This is a genomic window from Dehalobacter sp. MCB1, from assembly GCF_003590275.1.
Lineage (GTDB): Bacteria > Bacillota > Desulfitobacteriia > Desulfitobacteriales > Syntrophobotulaceae > Dehalobacter.
This window is the reverse complement of sequence record NZ_LXPC01000012.1, coordinates 151,012-168,770: the sequence shown is the minus strand read 5'-3', so window position 1 is coordinate 168,770 and position 17,759 is coordinate 151,012. Positions and strand designations below refer to the sequence as shown.

14 protein-coding genes are annotated in these 17,759 nt (G+C 47.9%); all 14 read right to left on the bottom strand.

Annotated features, from left to right (window positions below; all coding sequences use genetic code 11):
- Positions 1–8: 8 nt before the first annotated feature.
- Positions 9–239, bottom strand: coding sequence for a preprotein translocase subunit SecG (secG, locus tag A7K50_RS08650; protein ID WP_119775596.1), 231 nt, complete (start codon positions 237–239; stop codon positions 9–11).
- Positions 240–457: 218 nt separating this feature from the next.
- Entirely contained in the window at positions 458–1,732 is a 1,275-nt protein-coding gene (gene eno, locus A7K50_RS08645) for a phosphopyruvate hydratase (protein WP_119775594.1), read from the bottom strand.
- Between the two features lie 119 nt (positions 1,733–1,851).
- Entirely contained in the window at positions 1,852–3,408 is a 1,557-nt protein-coding gene (gpmI, locus tag A7K50_RS08640; protein ID WP_119775592.1) for a 2,3-bisphosphoglycerate-independent phosphoglycerate mutase, read from the bottom strand.
- 5 nt (positions 3,409–3,413) lie between these two features.
- Entirely contained in the window at positions 3,414–4,178 is a 765-nt protein-coding gene (tpiA, locus tag A7K50_RS08635) for a triose-phosphate isomerase (protein WP_119775591.1), read from the bottom strand.
- A 132-nt stretch (positions 4,179–4,310) separates the two neighbouring features.
- Positions 4,311–5,504: a phosphoglycerate kinase gene (locus tag A7K50_RS08630; RefSeq protein ID WP_119775589.1), complete on the bottom strand. Its 1,194-nt coding sequence runs from the start codon at positions 5,502–5,504 to the stop codon at positions 4,311–4,313.
- Positions 5,505–5,729: 225 nt separating this feature from the next.
- Positions 5,730–7,184, bottom strand: a complete 1,455-nt coding sequence (locus tag A7K50_RS08625) for a TrkH family potassium uptake protein (RefSeq protein WP_119775587.1) — start codon at positions 7,182–7,184, stop codon at positions 5,730–5,732.
- A 15-nt stretch (positions 7,185–7,199) separates the two neighbouring features.
- Complete coding sequence (gene trkA / locus A7K50_RS08620) at positions 7,200–8,531, bottom strand: Trk system potassium transporter TrkA (protein ID WP_119775586.1); 1,332 nt, start codon at positions 8,529–8,531, stop codon at positions 7,200–7,202.
- A gap of 101 nt (positions 8,532–8,632) precedes the next feature.
- On the bottom strand, positions 8,633–10,228 hold the full coding sequence (locus tag A7K50_RS08615; RefSeq protein WP_119775584.1) for a Na/Pi cotransporter family protein: 1,596 nt from the start codon (positions 10,226–10,228) through the stop codon (positions 8,633–8,635).
- A 5-nt stretch (positions 10,229–10,233) separates the two neighbouring features.
- Positions 10,234–11,199, bottom strand: a complete 966-nt coding sequence (whiA, locus tag A7K50_RS08610) for a DNA-binding protein WhiA (protein ID WP_119775582.1) — start codon at positions 11,197–11,199, stop codon at positions 10,234–10,236.
- A 56-nt stretch (positions 11,200–11,255) separates the two neighbouring features.
- On the bottom strand, positions 11,256–12,620 hold the full coding sequence (locus A7K50_RS08605) for a gluconeogenesis factor YvcK family protein (protein ID WP_119775581.1): 1,365 nt from the start codon (positions 12,618–12,620) through the stop codon (positions 11,256–11,258).
- A gap of 15 nt (positions 12,621–12,635) precedes the next feature.
- On the bottom strand, positions 12,636–13,505 hold the full coding sequence (gene rapZ, locus A7K50_RS08600; protein ID WP_119775579.1) for an RNase adapter RapZ: 870 nt from the start codon (positions 13,503–13,505) through the stop codon (positions 12,636–12,638).
- A 35-nt stretch (positions 13,506–13,540) separates the two neighbouring features.
- Positions 13,541–14,722, bottom strand: a complete 1,182-nt coding sequence (locus tag A7K50_RS08595) for an ABC transporter substrate-binding protein (RefSeq protein ID WP_119775577.1) — start codon at positions 14,720–14,722, stop codon at positions 13,541–13,543.
- A 218-nt stretch (positions 14,723–14,940) separates the two neighbouring features.
- A complete protein-coding gene (locus tag A7K50_RS08590) occupies positions 14,941–16,761 on the bottom strand; it encodes a B12-binding domain-containing radical SAM protein (RefSeq protein ID WP_119775576.1) in 1,821 nt (606 codons plus the stop codon).
- Positions 16,762–16,797: 36 nt separating this feature from the next.
- Positions 16,798–17,595 (bottom strand): Cof-type HAD-IIB family hydrolase, encoded by a 798-nt coding sequence (locus A7K50_RS08585; protein ID WP_119775574.1) that lies wholly within the window; start codon positions 17,593–17,595, stop codon positions 16,798–16,800.
- Positions 17,596–17,759: the final 164 nt, after the last annotated feature.

Genomic DNA, 17,759 nt, shown 5'->3' with positions numbered 1-17,759 from the left:
CTGTTATCTTATTTCAAAAATACGGTCAGCCCCAGCGAACTTACAAGGAACAAAACGGCAAATACAACACCAAGTTTGGCAAATAAGCCTTCTTTACCCTTGGCAGCCTTACCAAAAAATTGCTCACCCGCTCCGGTAATCGAACCGGATAGACCAGCGCTTTTTCCTGGCTGCAGCAGAACTGTGGCGATTAACCCGAGAGAACTGATGATTAAAATTACAACGATTGCTATTGTCATATTTTCACCTCCCTCAAAGGTTTAAACCGTTATTTTACCCGGCTTTAACGATTTACAGCATATGTTTCCCTAGTCGGCATAAAATAGCATGTTTGTCTGATTATGGTCAGTATTGCTATTTTAGCACAGCCCCTGTGTTGACGCAAGAGAATACGGTCCGAATGGCCGGTTATTGCGGACAAAAGGCCCATCGCCGTCTGCGGATGGGCCAGGACAGATTATTTCAGCACTGCTTTGCCTTTGTAAATAGCAGTTAATCCGAGTTCTTCCTCAATCCGGAGAAGTTCATTGTATTTGACCAAACGGTCCGTCCGGGCCGGCGCGCCTGTCTTCAGCTGCCCGGCATTGACAGCCACGGCAATGTGGGCCAAAGAGACATCTTCTGTTTCTCCGGAACGGTGGGAGATAACCGTGGTATAGCCGGCTCTTTTCGCCATCTCAATCGTATCGAGGGTCTCGGTCAGGGTGCCGATCTGATTCAGCTTGATTAAGATGGAATTCCCGCACTTCTCCTGAATCCCGCGGCTAAGCCGTGTTGGATTCGTTACAAACAGGTCGTCCCCAACAAGCTGGATTCTGTTGCCGAGCCGTTCGGTAAGTTTGGCCCAGCCTTCCCAGTCTTCCTCCGACAAGCCGTCTTCAATCGAGACAATCGGGAATCTGCTGCATAAGTCTTCATAATAGGCAATCATTTCGTCTGCGGTTTTCGTCAACCCTTCACCTTCGAGAACATAAAGGCCGTCTTTATACATTTCGGTAGCCGCAGCATCAATGGCTAACATTACTTCTTCACCTGGTTTGTAGCCAGCCTTTTGAATGGCATCGACAATGACTTCCAAAGCTTCGGCATTGGAAGCAAGGTTCGGCGCAAAACCGCCTTCATCCCCGATAGCAGTTACCAGACCTTTACCCTTTAAGACGCTTTTCAGGGTATGGTAAATCTCCGAGCCCATCCTCATCGCTTCGGCAAAGCTGGCCGCTCCGACCGGCATGATCATAAATTCCTGAATATCCACATTATTGTCGGCATGTTTGCCGCCGTTCAGGATATTCATCATCGGTACGGGAAGCTCCTTGGCATTAATGCCGCCGATATACTGGTAAAATGGCAGTCCGAGATAAAGGGAAGCCGCTCTGGCTGCAGCCAGTGATACGCCCAAAATGGCATTGGCCCCAAGCTTGCTCTTGGTTTCCGTTCCGTCGATTTCCTGAAGGGTCCGGTCAAGCCCAGGCTGATCAAAGACATTGAGTCCTTCTATTTCCGGATCGATTACGTCATTGACGTTTTCGACCGCCTGAAGAACACCTTTGCCCTGATAACGGGTCTTGTCCCCGTCGCGCAGTTCCAGGGCCTCAAAAGCCCCAGTGGAAGCACCGGATGGTACAGCAGCCCGCCCCATCGTGCCGTCTTCCAGCACAACATCTACTTCAACCGTCGGAAAACCCCTGGAATCAAGAATTTCCCGCGCAATTACCTGGTCAATAAAACTCATCATCGTCACTCCTTCATTATTGGGTATACGTTATCAGCGTATACGTTTGTTTGATATTTATGGTTATGGTTATATAAAGGCATTCGCCTTAAACGGCTATAACATTCGCTATGGTCTTTTTACTGTTTCTGCCGAAGCAGTGATTTGCCGGTCATTTCGGCTGGAGCTTCAATATTTAGCAGTTCCAGCATCGTGGGCGCAATATCGCAGAGACTTCCTCCTTCCCGGAGAAGACGGTCTTTAGATGCATCATTCACCAGAATGAACGGTACCTTATTGGTGGTATGCGCCGTCAACGGCGAATTTGTTTCCTGATCAATCATGCACTCAGCATTTCCATGGTCTGAAGTGATCAATACGGTCCCTCCTCTGGCCTGAACCGCATTAACAATCTTCCCGATACAAACATCGACAGCCTCCAGGGCCTTGACCGCCGCTTCAAGGTAACCGGTATGTCCAACCATATCGGCGTTGGCAAAATTCAGGATGATTACATCATATGGGTCTTCCTGCAGTTTGGCAAGCAAGGTCTCGGTGATCCCGTAGGCGCTCATTTCCGGCTGCAGGTTGTAGGTAGGTACTCCCGGTGACGGGATCAAACAGCGGTCTTCTCCTTCGTCAGGCTCCTCTATTCCGCCATTAAAAAAGAATGTTACATGAGCATATTTTTCTGTTTCAGCGATGCGAAGCTGCCTTAGGCCTTTCTCTGCCAGAACCTCGCCGAGCGTATTTTCAAGGTTTTGCGGTGGAAAAGCCACCGGACAGTCAAAGTTGGCATCGTACTCGGTAAGGCAGACATAATGCACCCGGGGGTGTTTCGTCCGTCTAAAACCTTCAAAGTTTTCTTCAATAAAGGCCCGGGTAATTTCTCTGGCCCGGTCTGCCCGAAAATTAAAGAAAAGCACACTGTCGCCGTCTTCGATTACCGCCGCCGGACGGCCCGATTCATCCGTAATTACGGTTGGGTCAACAAACTCGTCGACAATCTTTTTGTCATAAGCTTTTTCTACAGCCGCCAGCGCATTACAGGCCATTGGGCCCTCTCCGGCTACAAGTGCTTTATATGCTTTCTCGACTCTGTCCCAGCGCTTATCCCTGTCCATTACATAATACCGCCCGCTGACGGTAGCGATTTTCCCTCTGCCAAGCTGTTTTAATTTATTTTCCAGCTGCCGGATAAATTCCTTAGCGCTTTGGGGAAGGACATCTCTGCCGTCAAGAACCGGATGAACATAAATCTTCTCTACACCGATCTCCACCGCCATGTCCAGCAGCGCAAACAAATGACGGATATGGGAATGGACGCCTCCGTCCGAAAGCAGTCCCAGTAAATGAAAAGTTTTTCCGGAATCCCTCGCTCGGGTCATCGCTTCGTGCAGTACTTCATTCTTGCCCAGGTCCCCTTCGTTAATTGCCTTGGAGATCCGTGTCAGTTCCTGATAGACAACCCGGCCGGCGCCAATGTTTAAGTGGCCGACCTCCGAATTGCCCATTTGTCCTTCCGGCAATCCCACAGCAGTGCCCGAAGCATTCAGCAGCGTATGCGGATAACTGTCCTGCAAACGGGAAAAATTCGGAATTTTCGCCAGTAACGTTGCATTTCCGTTCTTTTCTTTGCTGCAGCCCCAACCGTCCAGGATCATCAGCAGGAGCGGCCTCCCTGTTGCCTCGGACATCAAAATCACCTCACGCTGCCAATCAGTTCAGTAAATCCAAGGAAGTCCAGACTTGCTCCACCGACCAGCGCGCCATCAATATCCGGCTGATCCATCAGTTCGGCGATATTGGAAGCCTTGACACTTCCACCGTATAAAATTCGTATTTCCTGAGCGGCTTCAGCGGCGAGCCTCGCCAGGGTGGCACGGATTGTGGCACACATTTCCTGGGCATCCTGCGGAGATGCTGTCCTGCCTGTTCCGATAGCCCAAATGGGTTCATATGCAACAACAATCTTTCTGATTTCTTCGGGACTCAACTCCCTGAGGGCATTCTCAACCTGCCCTTGTACAAAGACTAGGGCCTGACCTGCTTCTCTCAAAGCCAGGTTCTCACCCACACACAGAATTGGCGTCAGTCCAAAGTCCAGTGCGGTCTTGACTTTTTTTGCTATAAGCGCGTCATCTTCTTTAAAATATTCCCTGCGTTCCGAGTGGCCGATAATCACATAGGTACAGGCTAGCTCTGTCAGCATAAGCGGCGATATCTCCCCGGTATACGCGCCTTGTGTCTCATAATACATATTTTGGGCGCCAATATGGATGATACTCTCTTCAAGTTCATCCTTTAAGGCAGCCAGCGCAGTAAACGGTGCACAAATTACCATTTCCGCGTTTGTTCCATTTTCCAGTTTCTCCAAACTTTCCAACAGTCCCGCGGCAAAATCTTTGGCTTCCTGTACCGTCTTATACATCTTCCAATTACCTGCAATGATAGGCTTTCTTGTCATCAGAGACCCCTCCCATAGCTTTTTTATCTGTAATATATTCCTATGCCTGATATTTTTATATCTCATTTTGTGATATTCATATCTCGCAGACTGATTCTTTGAATTCCACTAACACCAGAAATTGAGTCAATTTCAGTTTTCAGTTTTTTCTTTTAGTACTGCTACACCCGGCAGAATCTTTCCTTCCAGGAATTCGAGCGAAGCGCCCCCTCCGGTAGAAATATGCGTCAGTTTTTCTGCCACACCTACTTTTTCCACAGCAGCAACAGAGTCCCCACCTCCGACAATCGTTGTTCCCTGGCATCTAGCCAGCGCCAGTGCGATTTGTTCCGTGCCCCGCGCAAAGTTTTCCATTTCAAATACGCCCATCGGGCCGTTCCATATGACAGTCTTCGCAGGCAAAATCGCCTCTGCAAATAATTCAGTACTTGCCGGGCCAATATCCAAAGCCATTTCTTCCGGAAGAATATTGGAGACCTCTGCAACTCTGAACGGGGCGTCTGCTTTGAACTCCAGCGTAACGACTACATCCAGCGGAAGCATCAGTTTTACGCCGGTACTTTCGGCCTGCCGGAGAAGTTCGGCGGCCAGTTCCACCTTGTCCTCTTCAATCAGTGATTTCCCGACTTCCAGGCCCCGGGCCTTCAGGAACGTATTGGCCATCCCGCCTCCGATGATCAGAACATCCACCTTTTTCAGTAGATTTTCTATGACACCAATTTTATCACTGACCTTTGCTCCGCCAATAATCGCAGCAAATGGTCTGGTCGGCTGACCGAGCACCTGGCCAAGGATGTCGACTTCTTTTTTCATCAAGAATCCGGCATAAGCAGGTATATATTGGGCTATCCCTTCCGTTGAGGCATGCGCCCGGTGCGCCGCTCCAAACGCGTCATTCACGTAGATATCGGCTAAGCCAGCCAGGCTGCGTGCAAAATCAGGATCATTCTTTTCCTCTTCCTCATGAAATCTGACATTTTCCAGAAGCAAAACCTGCCCAACTTCCATACGTTCAACCAGTGCTGCAACCTCGGGCCCGATGCAATCAGGAGCGAGCTTCACTTCAGTGCCCAGCAGGATGCTTAAATGGGCTGCCGCAGGTGCCAGTGAATATTTGGGGTTCACTTTGCCTTTAGGTCTTCCGAAGTGAGAAGCTAAAATGACTTTAGCACCGTTTTCTTTCAGATAACGGATCGTCGGAAGTGCAGCCCTGATTCTGGTATCATCCGTAATATTTTGCTGATCGTCCATCGGAACATTAAAATCCACGCGTACGAAAACGCGCTTTCCCTTTACGTCTATTTCATCGATTCCGATTTTATTCATCGTTATATCTCCCTCTTTTTCTCATATGTTTGAGGAACAGGTTTAGTTTCCCTTTTCCCTTATTTTCTTATTCGGTCGTATGCTCAGAATATTATTTTTCGGATTCCTTCTGTTCAAATGAACATATTTTTTTTGTTTTTATGTTTTATTTTAACATGTTTTTGTTTGTTTGCGCATGTTTTTTTCATCAAAAAAACCGGCCGTAGCCAGTTTTCGAGATTAAGCTTACCAGCTTTTTTTCGATTTCCAAAACTCCGGTGTCAGAAAAACCAATAGGGTAAAGAGTTCCAGCCTGCCCAGCAGCATACACACTGTCAAAACAATTTTCCCGAAAGGTTCAATCGGTGCATAGGTAAACATCGGTCCGACGACGCCAAACCCTGGTCCAACATTGCTGAGATTCGCAATAACTGCCGACATCGCATCAAAAGGCTCCAGCCCTGTACCGGCCAGAAGAATAGACCCGATAGCAAACGTCAGAAAGTAAACAAAGAAAAACCGCCCCACATTACTCAGCACTGCCGTGTCAATCACTTTATCCTGAACAACAATATTGACTACCAGGCGCGGATGAATCGCTTGTCTGAGCTGAGCCAGGCCCATTTTGACCAATAGGATCACTCTGGACACTTTTAAACCGCCCGCAGTGGATCCGGCACTCGCACCGATGAACATTAAAAAAAATAAAATCAATTTCGCCAGCCCCGACCACTGGTCAAAATCAGTAGATGCAAATCCGGTAGTCGTCATCAGCGCCACCACTTGAAAGACAGAATGTCTCAGAGCCGCAAGTGATCCCCAGCCTTGCTGGATGACAAGTGAACCGGCGATAATGAGCGTAGACACAGCAACTATTAAAAAATAATATTTTAATTCCGTATCTTTGAGCGGACGCAAAGAACGTTTCCGCCAAGCATGGACGAAAAGACTGAAGTTTGAACCTGCGATAAACATAAAAATGGTCAGAACAAGCTCAATAGGGAAAGAATTGTAGGCAGCAATACTTGCCGAGCGTGTGGAGAAGCCGCCTGTCGCCATAGTGGCGAAAGCATGGTTCACCGCATCAAAAAGGGACATCCCCGCGAACAACAGCAGCACAATCGTCGCCACTGTAAGCCCTGCATAGATCCCCCAGAGAATCAGCGCGGTATCTTTGATTCTCGGAACAATCTTCTCGGAAATCGGTCCAGGGACTTCGGAGTTAAAAATGTGGACTGCCCCAATGCCAAGGTTCGGGAGGAGTACAATAAACATCACGATGATCCCCATCCCGCCCATCCAGTGGGTCAGGCTGCGCCAGAAAAGAATGCTCCTGGGCAGAACCTCCAGATTACTCAATACGCTTGATCCCGTCGTTGTCAGGCCGGAAACCACTTCAAATAACGCATCAATATAGGTCGGAACGACGCCGGAAATAATAAAAGGCAGCGCCCCAAACAGCGATGCAAAAATCCAGGCTCCCCCGACAACTGCAAAGCCTTCCCGCACGCTGATTTTGCCTTCAACTTTTCCATGCAGGCGCATAACTGTTCCGACAATGATGGTAATGCAAAAAGAAATCAGAAAAGCCCAGCCGACCTCCTCCTGAAAGAACAGGGCGACAGCAATCGGAACAACCATGGCAAAACTGTAGGCAATCAAGAACCTTCCCAAGATATTTTCCAGCAGCGTAAAATTCATGATCCTGATTCTCCGTTAAAAGAATTTATTGACCTTAATGATCGTATCAGGCAGTGCAAAGATTATCGCCTGGTCACCGGGCATCAGAACGGATTCACCGTTTGGCACGTAAACCCGGCCTTGATGCAGGACTGCTCCAACCAGACAATTGTAGGGAAACCTGACCTCTTTCAGCTTCTTGCCGGCAACTTTGGACGTCGGAGATATGCCGATTTCCATAGCCTGCGCTTTGGCCCCTTCCAGCAGCGCCACGGAAATAAATTTACCCCTGCGGACCTGGCTCAGAATAAAACCGGCTGTGATCAATCTTGGCGATAAGACAGAATCCACCCCTACCTTTTCCATCAGGGGAATATACTCCGTTCTTCCTACCCGGCAAATTGTTTTCTGGGCACCCAGATCTTTGGCCATCAGGGCCAGCAGCAGATTCAGCTTATCGTCATCTGTCAGACAGACTACGGCATCGGCATCGCCGACCCCTTCTTCCATCAACAGATCAACGTCGGTTCCTTCTCCGCAGTACACAGTTCCCTTTTTGAGGCTTTTGGCCAAGGCCTGACACCGTTCCGGATTCTTGTCGATCACCTTGACGATCATACCTGCCTTTTCGAGCAGAATGGCCAGATTGCGGCCAATTCGGCCGGCTCCGATGATCATAACTTTTTTGACCGGGACCATTTTTTCGGTAAACTCATCCTGGATCTCATTTAAAACTTGCGGATCGCCGACAAGAAAAACATTATCGCTTGGCTTCAGCATCTCCGCGCCGTTCGGTATGATCATCCTATTCTTACGCAGAATGCCGACAATTAAAATATCTTTCGGAAGATTCAGTTCGGAAATCGGGATATTTGTATGCGGTGATTCTGGCCGGATCCTTACTTCCAACAATCTGACTTTTCCATCGGCAAAATCCTCGACCTCTAGTGCTGCCGGAATAAATAAGATCCTGCTTATTTCAACCGCAGTAACATGTTCAGGGTTAATCGTCAGATCGATCCCCAAAGAACGATGGAATTCGGCTTCCTCTTTACCGATATATTCACTATTGCGGATTCGGGCGATTGTTTGATGTATTCCAGCCTGTTTCGCTGCCATACACGCCACCATGTTCACTTCATCACTGTCGGTGACAGCAATCATCAAGTCTGCCGACCGGACATCCGCGTTCATCAAGACCCTGGGACTCGCTCCATTCCCTTGAATAGTCATGACGTCAAGGCTGTTCTGGATGATATTCCGGCGTGTTTCATCTTCCTCAATAACAATGACATCATGATCTTCATCAACGAGGTACTGCGCCAGACCGAAACCAACCTTTCCAGCTCCCACAATGACTACCCGCACGTTAACCCCTCCGGTTCCTATAACTGTTTTAGAGCTACAATATAGCACAAACCAAAGAATTTCAACAGTATTTTCTCATGATCTATGAAATTAATTTACATCTAATCCTGCAGTATCTTGGCGATCCGGACAATATGCTCCCCAATTTTATACAGCCAGCTGTTCAATTCCTGCATACTACCTTGACCATCTTTGGAGACCCCGCAAGTCAGGCTGTTCTGAACTTGATTATAGATTTCAATAATATCCTGATGGGCTTCAATAATCAACGAAGCAAGGGCCTGATCTCCTCTTTCCAGATAGCGCAGCAGGGTCAAGAAATTACTGGATACGGCAATGTACAATTCTCCGGCCTTTTCCTGGTTAGCCTTTCCAACCGTTATTGGGTCGACATGAATCCTGGCCCCCAGCCTGGCCATCACAATCAGGCTGTCGGCAATATATTCAAGTTCTTTAATGATCAACTGGTAGCTATGGCTCTCAACAATTTGTTCCCGGGTCATATTCCGGCGAAATAATTCCGTAAAGAATTTCGATAGTTCCTGATAGTGCCAGTCTACTTCACGTTCTGTCCGTTCCAGTTCCTGAAGTATTTTTGTATCCCCGTAAAAGATGATTCGCGGCAGTATTTGAACCATATTCTCAAGGATATTATTCGCCAACCAGCGGATTTCCTGTCTTGCTTGAGTCAAGGCAACTGCCGGCAATTCAGGAGCTGCCTTAGTAATGTATATCAGCCTTGGTTTTTTACCTTCGTCCCTTCGCAGCGGGATTAGCTTAAGCAGCCATTTGCTTAAGATTTTGTTTAAAGGCAGAAATAAAATCACCATCAGGACTGCTGAAAAAAGATGCGTATTCGCTACCTGCCGGGGCAGGTCCGCAGCACTCCATTCTATGAACTGAGTAAAGTACGCAAAAAACGGCAGCAGGATTACAGCTGCAGCAAGACGATAAAGCGTGTTGGCTGCGGCTACCCTAACCGCATCGGCCCGTTCAGCGCTGAGGGAGGAAAACAAAGTCGTCAGCGTCCCCCCGATATGGGCCCCCATGACCAGCGGGATGACCGACTCCATAGACAGCAATCCGTGTGTAGAGAGGGAAATTAGAATTGCCAGAAACGCAGCACTGCTCTGCAGCAATGCTGTTACAACCATACTTACGGCTATACCAAGAATCGGGTTTGTCCCGAACTGGGAGAGGAATGCATCGACATCCGGCGAGCTTTTCAACGGTGAAAATGCTCCAGAAAGCAAAGACATGCCGACAAAGATACAACCAAAACCAATCATGGCTTGTCCGATGCTTTTGCCCAGAGTGGTTCTGATAAGAAAAAACATGATAAATCCAATGAAAAGCAGCAAAAGTGCAAAATTCAGGATTGGGAAAGAGATTAATTGAATGACAATCGAGGTCCCGACTGCTGACCCTAGAACAACTCCGAGCGCCTGCGTCAGCGTCATCAGACCTGAATTGACAAATTCGACGATCATGACCGTTGTCGCGGTACTGCTTTGCAGTGCGACTGTCATCACAATTCCGAACAGGGTAGCCGCCCAAGGCTTTCTAGTCAAAGAAGCCAGGATGTTTTTTAACTTTTTCGCGGCAATTTTCTGCAGCCCTTCCGAAGTAACATTAACCCCGTATAGAAACAGTCCCAGTCCGCCTAGGAATTGCATTACCATCGTGGTCGTAAACATTTGCTTTAATTCTTTCCTTTACTAGGCTGTGGTTTGTTCTTATCCGTTTGGATCTTTTCAGCAATCTCTTCAATCTTGCGCAGTCTGTGATTAACGCCTGATTTACCAACTTTTGGGGTCAGAATTTCACCCAGTTCTTTCAAGGTATAATCCGGGAATTCCAGACGCAGGCAAGCAATCTCCTGCAGATTCTCCGGCAGGGCTTTGAGTCCGATGGTCCTTTCAATCAGCCGAATGTTTTCTAATTGACGTACTGCGGCATCCACCGTCTTATTCAGATTGGCAGTCTCACAATTAACAATCCGGTTGACCTGGTTGCGCATTTCTTTGATGATCCGGATATTTTCAAACTCAAATAGCGCCTGGTGGGCACCAATCAGAGCAAGAAACTCGACGATATGTTCACTCTCCTTTAAATAAACCACATGGAAATTCTTACGGGTACTGACCTTCGCCTTAAGATCAAATTTGTTCAAGAGTTCGCTCAAGTCTCTTGCCAGAACCGGATCATTCGTGATAATCTCCATATGATAATTACCCTCGGGGTTACTGATCGAGCCTCCGGCCAGAAATGCTCCCCGGAGGTAAGCCTTCTGGTCACATTTTTTGGCAATAAGCTTCTTATCAATTCCAGCCTGGATTTCTCCCTCTTTATTAAACAATCCGAGTCTTTGCAGATCGCTCATCTCTCTGGGATAAATCTTTACCAGATAAGAATTGTTTTTCTTCAGCCTTAACTTTCGCCTGACCACGATATCGGCTGGCAGATGCAGGGATTCTTTGGCCAGGTTATATATTTTTCGCGCTACAGGAGCGCTTTCAGTGATCACGTTCAGGGAATATTTCTGATTCGTGCTGATCTGCAGTGTTCCATCCATGCGGATAAGCGAAGCCAGCTCGGCCAACTCACAGCAATCCTTCTGCAACTCCAGTCTGGCTAGTTCTTCTTTGGTTATGGCACTAAACGACATACCATCAACTCCGACCCTTCGAAATAAATATCCTTTTTTCGTTAACAGCGCTTATATTACATTGACTTGATCTTTCGATTCAGCAGATACGAATCAACCATGGCAACTCGCTCATTCACGGGCTTCAAACGGAATAACAGACGTAGAATTTCTTTAGCCAGCTTATTCGAATTATGCCGGACAACTTCCCCTCCGGTGTAGAAACTGCCTTCAAAGTAACGAACACCCAGTTTTTCGATCTCGGCGGCATCACCGTCCACTATCTCAGCTCCCTCTGCCTGATAGCGTTCCCTGACTTGCTGAGATATATTTTCCCTGGCGGCCATCACCGCATCAACCAGATCCTTCCCGCCATGCTCGATAATCACCTTCAAATGGTCGGCAACCGTATAATGATCAGTCTCTCCAGGTTCTGTCATAATGTTGCAGACATAAATGCACGGAGCCTTGGCCGAAGCAATCTTGTCCCGAAGTCCTTTCACCAATAGATTCGGAATGATACTGGTATAAAGACTTCCCGGCCCAAGAATAATCAAGTCAGCATCTTCAATCGCCGCTAAAGCTCCGGGCAAGGGCTGACAGTCCTGGGGCATAATCTTGAGTACTTTGATCTTTCCAGGCGTCGTCCGAATGGCTGTCTCGCCGTTAATGAATCTACCGTCTTCAAAATAAGCATTCAGGGTGATTTGAGAAAGCGTTGACGGATATACTTCCCCGCGCAAGGCGAATACTTTGCCAATTTGCTCGATGCCTTTCTGAAAATCGCCGAATCTTCCGGCCAGACCTGCAAGAAACAAATTCCCGAGGCTGTGTCCGGCCAGCGTCCCGGTATCAAAGCGGTAGGAAAAAAGGTCTTCCATGATATCTTCTTTTTCAGCCAGAGCAACTAGACAGTTACGGATATCTCCGGGCGGCAGAATCCCAAGCTCTCGGCGCAGACGCCCCGAGCTTCCGCCATCGTCCCCAACGGTAACGATAGCCGTCAGATTACTGGTATACTCTTTTAACCCTTTCAGTAACGCCGACAACCCGGTTCCTCCGCCAATAACGACAATTTTAGGTCCTCGCTTCAATTGACGGCGGGAATAGATCACATCGAGGATTCTTTCTTCATTTTCCGGAAGCAGCACAGAAATGATCGAGCTGATCATTTTTTTAAACGCAATAAAAACGATAGCCATACCTGCCAGGCAGGCAACGGCCCCCGCCGGACCCACCATTACGGTATCTTTGCCGGCCAGCTGATAGATGATCTCCCGAAACTGCACTTCAATAAATCCGAGGGTTTCCCCGGAGCTGATGACCGAAAGCCCGCCGGCGACAAGAAATAAACCGAGGATTGCCAACAGAAAGTATCTTTTTACACCTAAATTTGGATAGAACCATTTGCACATTTCCAAATATTTTTTCGGAAGTTCCATCTCGTCAAACCATTCCTATTCTTTGATATCTCTGTGGTTTACAACGCAAGAGTAATTGCTCATCCGCAGGAACTCGGCAGTTTTCTCCGCAATTGCGACGGAACGATGCTGTCCTCCTGTACATCCTATGCCAATAACCAGGTGACTTTTACCTTCCTTGAGATATAACGGCAAAATAAATTCCAGCATATGAAAAAACCTGCCGATAAAATCAGCCGTGGTAGGATTCAGCAAAACATAATCCCTGACCGCCTTATCTTTGCCACTCAGGGGTTTAAGTTCCTTTAAATAATACGGATTAGGCAGAAAACGAACATCAATGATTGTATCAGCATCCAACGGTATCCCAAATTTAAACCCAAAAGAAACAACCGATACAGACATCCTGGCCGGATCGTATTCCTTTCCAAACAGATTCCTGATTTTTTCCTTCATCTGGGTGGCTGTCAGATCCGAACTATCAATGATCTTGCTTGCATTCCCGCGTAAATCGGCAAGATATCGCCGCTCTTTGTGAATGCCTTCCAGCACATTTCCCTTCGGAGATACGGGATGCCTTCTTCTTGATTCTTTATAACGGTTGACCAGGATATCGTCCGAAGCCTCCAGGAATAAAATTTCATATTGATATCCCGCCTCTTGCAGATCCTCGAGCGCCTGGTTTAAAGAAGAAAAAAAATCTCCGCCGCGTAAGTCACAGACAATAGCAGCTTTGTCTATTTTTCCTTGGGATTGGGCACACAAGTCAACGAACTTTTCAATAAGGCTCGGCGGAAGATTGTCTACGCAAAAAAATCCAAGGTCTTCCATACTTTGCAGGGCTTGCGTTTTCCCGGCCCCGGATAAACCCGTAATAATTACCAGTTTCAATGCTTCTCTTTTCATAGCCTTTTCCCCCACCTGAATGGTTCCTTTCCTGATTATTTCGTTTGCTTGCCAATATCCGTCGCATTTTGCTGAATACGAGCGAGTTCACTTTCCATATTGGCCCCTCCGGCAATATTCTGCCAACTGGAATTTAGGAGGTCCAAATACTTCCAGTCGTTCACCGACCCTTCCAAATACCAGGCAGACCGCAAAGACAAAGCAACCTCTGACTGAAAATGCTTCGCCGCCGATTCGTAATACGCACTGTTGACAGGCAGCTTGCCGCCGGCTTGAAACATCGCCTCTTCCGCCGCCGGCTTTAGCAGTTCCTCTTCAACCAGCCGAATGGCGCTTTCCATAGCAGGAATGGTCTTTATGGATGAATTGGCGATTCCGATCGTACGATCCAGTAAAACCTGTCCCTTGGCTCCCAGCAAAGAATAGAAAGACAGACAGTCCCAGTTTCCACCTATGTTCGTCAGTTTGGTACTGTCACTGGCCCAGGTCAGTAGGTAACCGGTCTCCCCCCCGGCAAACCGGGCTAAGGCCGCACTGTCCAAAAGCACTTGGTTTTGCTGGCGAAGCGCTGCAAAATTGTTGATAAAAGCCAAATTTTTCTGCGAATTCAAGGCTGGAATACCGTTGGCGCTTAACGTTCCTCCCTCAGCCCTCCACCACGGACTGAGCAGGGACGCATTCAAATCCGGAACTGCGATGACGGAATGTTTCTCCCAGATTTCCGCCAGACTTGCCGCGGGCGCCGGCACTTTATCTTTGCGGTAGTAGAGCAGTGGTACATCCGTAAGCCAGGGTGCTGCAAATGCTTGTTTATTATACGTAAAAACCGCTCTCGCCGCAGGATAGGCTGAGTCAATATCCGCCAAAACAGGCGAGACCGCTCCTTTTTTATAGAGCGCATCGAGGATCTGCCTTCTAGCAATCACAATTTCCGGCCCTTCTGCTCCGGCCTGGTAATTCCAGACCTGCTGGACAATATCTGTCTCAGCAATTTTTTCACCTTTAACCGATACTTCGGGATATTCCTTATTGATTCTGATAAACTGCGCAAGTAAAGCCTGTTCTTCTTTGCCGTCCAGCGAATACCAGACAGAGATTACCGCGGGGGCGTCTCCGCCAGGCTTCCCCGGAGAGGATCCCTTGGAACAAGCTGTTAAAGCCGTTAAGCTCAATATAATTATCATAATACACAGAAGTGCTTTCAGCCTTTTTTTCATTTAGAGCGACTTCCTCTCCTCATACCTGATACAATATCACTAAAATATTTAAAACCATTATGCTAGGGCAAGTCTGTGGGCCACTACACCGCTTCTCGGCTGTTGCACCATCCATTACGGAGACTAACCCGAGCAAGTATTGGTTTATTTTCTTCTTATTCTAATCCGTCCGCTGGAAAGTTACAAATACTACTTTCTGAGACTGTTTTTGTCGTTTTCTATATACTTTTAGGAGCTTCAGCTTTAAAATACTGGGTCGGCTTTCGACTGTAGTAGAACAAATACCAGCCGCCTCTTCCCGGGGAATGTTCTGTAGTCCCTGTTGGAATATCCCGCTCAAAATACTCAATAGCTGTAGCTCTGGTCCACTGCCTTTTATCCATGCCCTCAGACTCAGGAATCCGGTTCCGCCAAACCGGGTCCTTTCTTATCTCTTCTTTCCAACCTTTATCCTGGACAGTCTCTTCTGCTCTCTGTAGAAAATCAGGGATTTGCCCAGGACGTTCGGCGACGAAATAATCAAAACGCAGTGCTTCGCGCCAAAGCTGTATATCTGCAGCATCAAGGTCATCCGGCTGGGCAATCAAAAATTCCCAGATATTCTCGAACAACGCCCTGGAACTCCATTCTCTTTGGAACCAGCCTTGGCTGTGCCAGTATCTGGCCAGCGAATCAAAGAAGTCAAATGGACTTGGCCGCTTTACCAAAATAGCTTCAAGCGAAAACCTAAACTTTCCGGAATTATAGTACCTTTCCAGCATTTCCTCTATCCTGACAAGGTCCAATACCTGTTCATGGCTCAAATCCCGGGTTTTTAAAATCGTATAGGGAGGGTCCGGACAATATACCAGGCCATAACCGGCGCTTTTCTCCCGGATGCCCGAACCTTTTAAAACTTTGAGGAAACCAAGCTGAAGATGATCTGGTCTGAGGTCAATCACTTCATCAAACGATCGGCGGAACTCTGTCCAGCCTTCATATGGCAGACCGGCGATAAGATCGAGATGAACCGGTATACCGCAGTCGTGCTGCAAAAAACGGACCTTCTCCTTCCAATCCTTAAACTTCTGCGCCCTACGAATCGCTTTTAAAGCAGGCGGATGCGTGGACTGCACCCCAATCTCCAATTGGATCATTCCTGCGGGATAATCTTTTAAGTACCGCAGCCATTCTTCATCCAGCAATTCCCCGGCCATCTCGCAATGGGCCCGTGGGATATCCCCGGTCCATCCGTGTGTTCTTTCCTGTCCGGAATTCTCATACTGCTGTTCGGCTTCCTCTCTGAATATATCAAGGACCTGGAACCCATGGGTTTTGGACGCGTTGAACGTCCGATCCACGAACTTTACCGTCCGCGCTCCGCCAGCGAAAAGCTGCCGCAAAACCGGGCGCAAACGTTCCGGCGCCAGGAACCTGACACCCTTGAAAGTCGAAGAAATACAAAATGCACAGTTATACGGACAGCCCCTGCTTGTCTCGATATAAACAAGCTTTCCCCGGAAATCTTCTTGTTCCGCATAGGGGTTTGGAAGCAGATTCAGATCCGGCGTATTCGGCCGGGCCTTACCTTCCCGGTTCGGGAGACAGGCCGTCCCTCTTTGCTGTTTCCGGACAACACCGTGAATATCCGACGGCGGATTCCCTTCGGCCCATTCTTGGAGCAGCAAAGGCAGAATACCTTCGGCCTCTCCGGCTACGACCGCATCAAGCTCAGGCACTTCTGTCAAAATGCCATCACAATCAAAAGATACTTCCGGCCCTCCAGCCAGGATAAAAGCATCCGGCAGGACAGGCCGCAGCCTGCGTACCAAAGACTTAACGAAAGTAATATTCCAGATATAGCAGGAGAAACCAAGGACATCCGGTTTCTCTGCAAATATTTCTCCTGCGATTTTATCCGGATGTTCATTTATGGAGAATTCGCGGATACAGACTTCCCATTCAGCGTTTTCCTGCGCTTTTAGGACTTCCCTCAGACAGCGAATGGCTAAATTCGTATGTACGTACCTGGCATTGATACCGACGAGCAGGATTTTCACCGCAATACTCCTTCATCTGAATGTTTGTGCTGATTCTTAGAGAACGAATTTCTCAAAAACTTTAGCTACCCCGTCTTCCACATTCGAAGCCGTAATATCGTCTGCAATTTCTTTCAGTTCCCGATGGGCATTGCCCATGGCCACACCAATACCGGCAAACATCAGCATTTCCCGGTCATTGATATTGTCCCCGATCGCAATAATTTCTTCCGGTAAAATGCCGTAATCCGCAGCTAACGCCCTGAGCGCACTGCCTTTATTAACTTTAATGTCCATCATATCCAGAAAAAATGGTTTGGAACGTGTAAAATGAAGCCTGTCTGCATAGATCCGACGCAGGTCTGCCGTTGCAGCCTGAAGATAAGCCTCATCGGAAATACACAATATTTTCTCTGCCCCTTCCGGCTCTTGGCGCAGGATTTGCAGCACATCCTCTTCCTGGATCTTTATTCCGGTCATTTCCTCATAGGCCCTGGAATACTGGTTCCTCTTATCTGTAAAGACTTCATCTTTGATGAACACCTGCGTATAGACTCCTTTAGCTTGAAGCTGCTGCATAATCCCCGCTGCCAATCCTGACGGGATCACTTGATGGTAAATGATTTCCCCGCTCAGGCAATGTTCGATCAAGGCCCCATTGCAGGTGATAATCGGCACATCCAGACCAAGCTGTCCGGCATATTTTCTGGCTGATACGGCCATCCTTCCTGTCGCAAGTGTAACCATTACGCCTTTGGCCACTGCCCGACGGATCGCCTCCATGTTTCCTTCGGAAATATGCCAGTCATTATCAAGCAGTGTTTCATCCAAATCTATGGCAACAAGCCGGATCAATTGACTTCACTCCCTTGAACAGATTTCACTGATAACAGATTGCACTGAACAATTGATATTATTATACCATAGAACGACAAGGCCGCGATTTTCCATTTCAGGCAGGATTCACGGATACCCGTGTCTAACAGACCGGAATTAAGGTTGACATCATCCCTGTAAAA

Excerpts from the sequence above, each read along its gene's own strand:
- rapZ (WP_119775579.1), bottom strand. The coding sequence starts at position 13,505 with ATGAAAAGAGAAGCATTGAAACTGGTAATTATTACGGGTTTATCCGGG.
- A7K50_RS08605 (WP_119775581.1), bottom strand. The coding sequence starts at position 12,620 with ATGGAACTTCCGAAAAAATATTTGGAAATGTGCAAATGGTTCTATCCA.
- eno (WP_119775594.1), bottom strand. The coding sequence starts at position 1,732 with ATGAGTTTTATTGACCAGGTAATTGCGCGGGAAATTCTTGATTCCAGG.
- A7K50_RS08595 (WP_119775577.1), bottom strand. The coding sequence starts at position 14,722 with ATGAAAAAAAGGCTGAAAGCACTTCTGTGTATTATGATAATTATATTG.
- A7K50_RS08615 (WP_119775584.1), bottom strand. The coding sequence starts at position 10,228 with ATGTTTACGACCACGATGGTAATGCAATTCCTAGGCGGACTGGGACTG.
- whiA (WP_119775582.1), bottom strand. The coding sequence starts at position 11,199 with ATGTCGTTTAGTGCCATAACCAAAGAAGAACTAGCCAGACTGGAGTTG.
- gpmI (WP_119775592.1), bottom strand. The coding sequence starts at position 3,408 with ATGTCCGAGGCAACAGGGAGGCCGCTCCTGCTGATGATCCTGGACGGT.
- A7K50_RS08630 (WP_119775589.1), bottom strand. The coding sequence starts at position 5,504 with ATGAATAAAATCGGAATCGATGAAATAGACGTAAAGGGAAAGCGCGTT.
- A7K50_RS08625 (WP_119775587.1), bottom strand. The coding sequence starts at position 7,184 with ATGAATTTTACGCTGCTGGAAAATATCTTGGGAAGGTTCTTGATTGCC.
- secG (WP_119775596.1), bottom strand. The coding sequence starts at position 239 with ATGACAATAGCAATCGTTGTAATTTTAATCATCAGTTCTCTCGGGTTA.
- tpiA (WP_119775591.1), bottom strand. The coding sequence starts at position 4,178 with ATGACAAGAAAGCCTATCATTGCAGGTAATTGGAAGATGTATAAGACG.